Origin of the sequence: Siminovitchia jepli, assembly GCF_047228825.1 — a bacterium.
In the GTDB taxonomy this organism is placed as follows: Bacteria; Bacillota; Bacilli; order Bacillales; family Bacillaceae_C; genus Siminovitchia.
Window position 1 is genome coordinate 1 of sequence record NZ_JBFEGN010000187.1, and the last position, 1,694, is coordinate 1,694.

General features: G+C 45.5%; 3 protein-coding genes. All 3 read left to right on the plus strand.

From position 1 onward, the window contains the following. On the plus strand, positions 1-492 hold a 492-nt coding region (locus AB1L08_RS22290), incomplete at its 5' end, for a Mu transposase domain-containing protein (RefSeq protein WP_413066763.1). Further along, on the plus strand, positions 485-1,285 hold the full coding sequence (locus tag AB1L08_RS22295; RefSeq protein WP_144463784.1) for an ExeA family protein: 801 nt from the start codon (positions 485-487) through the stop codon (positions 1,283-1,285). The genes AB1L08_RS22290 and AB1L08_RS22295, both read left to right, overlap by 8 nt. Beyond that, positions 1,282-1,548 carry a DUF5348 domain-containing protein gene (locus tag AB1L08_RS22300; protein ID WP_144487914.1) on the plus strand — a complete coding sequence of 89 codons (267 nt, stop codon included), beginning with the start codon at positions 1,282-1,284 and terminating at the stop codon, positions 1,546-1,548. The genes AB1L08_RS22295 and AB1L08_RS22300 overlap by 4 nt, the downstream gene beginning before the upstream one ends. Positions 1,549-1,694: the final 146 nt, after the last annotated feature.

A 1,694-nucleotide genomic window follows, 5' to 3' on the forward strand; every position in this document is an offset into this window, starting at 1 on the left:
GGAAAAATTGAGAGGCTGTTTAAAACGATCCAAACACGCTTCTACCCCCTGTTAAAAAATGATCCTGTTCATTCTTTGGAGGAGCTGAATGAGCGTTTCTGGCAGTGGCTTGAGGAGGACTATCACCGGAAGCCGCACGCTTCACTAGACGGGAAAACACCGCACGAAGTATTCCTGTCCCAATTGGATTATGTGACCTTCCTGGAAGACCTTTCCTTGTTAGACTCGATCTTCTTGAGGCGGGCGGAGCGAAAAGTGAAGCTGGATGGGACCATTACACTGGAGAAAAAACTATATGAGGTCCCTTCCCAATATATCGGGCAAAAAATTGAAATCAGAATGGACGAGCATAAAGTATATGTGTTTGAAGACGGCAAGCAAGCAGCCGAGGCCGTTCCGGTCTCCATGAATGATAACGCCCATGTCAAACGGGGGCAATCGCTGTTCGCCGTCTCCGAGGCTTCTCAGGAAGAGGAGGCAGGCCATGTATAAACCATTCTATTCATTGGCTAGAACCCCTTTTTCCAAAGACATGGACCCTACGGAAGCTTTCCGTTCTGCAGGGTACCAGGAAGCATTGAACGGCCTTGAGTATTTACGAAAATCCAAAGGGATCGGCATGGTCATTGGTGATCCTGGTGCCGGAAAAACATTTACATTAAGATCATTCAAGGATTCACTCAACCCGGCGCTTTATCATGTGGTCTACTTTCCACTGTCCACCGGGGGTGTAATGGATTTTTACCGGGGTTTGGCTTACGGGTTGGGCGAGGAGCCCAGGTTCCGGAAGGTGGATCTGTTCCGGCAGATCCAGCATGGAATTGAACGGATGGCCCAGGAACGAAAAGTAACGCCGGTGTTCATCCTGGATGAGATGCATATGGCCAAGGACGCTTTTTTACAGGACTTGGCGATTCTCTTTAACTTCCAAATGGATTCATCAAATCCATTTATCCTTGTGCTGGCCGGGCTTCCGCATTTAAAGACACGTCTAAACCTGAACCATCACAAGCCACTTTCTCAACGGATCATCATGAGGTACCAAATTCAGCCCCTAAAGAAAGAAGATGTGTTTGCCTATATTGATCATCATTTAAAGCTTGCCGGAGCCAAGATGCCAATTTTCACAGAAACAGCCCTTGAAGCGATTGCCTTGCGTTCACAGGGATGGCCGCGCGTCATCAACACATTGACGATCAATTGCCTTTTGTATGGGGCGCAGCTGAAGAAAGAACAGATTGATGAGGAAATCGTCCAAATGGCCGTTGAGGAGAGTGGCTTATGATGCGACGGGGGATTATGTTTTTTGATCCGGAAAAACAGGACTGGAAAATTTGGATTGGCCAACAAGAGTATGAAACATTTACGGGAATGACCTTCGAAATACGCATTCAAAACCGTTATTATGAAGCGTGTTTTGAGAAAGATTATCATGAGTGGTTTGTGACGCTGGAGGATGATGTGGCGTTTACACTGAGAATGGTAGAAGTATATAAAGTGAGGATATTATCAAAAGAACTAATTCCGGAATCGCAGCTCCCTTTTTAAAGGGAGTTTCTTTTGCTTAAGCATCTGGAATAATGCGCCAAACTATTTCCAAATCTGAAATAAAGTGATCAAACCGGCACACTATTTCAGGTTTTTCACCGGAGTTAATTTGAAATTAGGTGTCTGAAATAATGTGCTAGTTTACA

What these genes read in the sequence shown, in the direction of transcription:
- AB1L08_RS22295 (WP_144463784.1), top strand. Translation starts at nt 485, where the DNA reads ATGTATAAACCATTCTATTCATTGGCTAGAACCCCTTTTTCCAAAGAC.
- AB1L08_RS22300 (WP_144487914.1), top strand. Translation starts at nt 1,282, where the DNA reads ATGATGCGACGGGGGATTATGTTTTTTGATCCGGAAAAACAGGACTGG.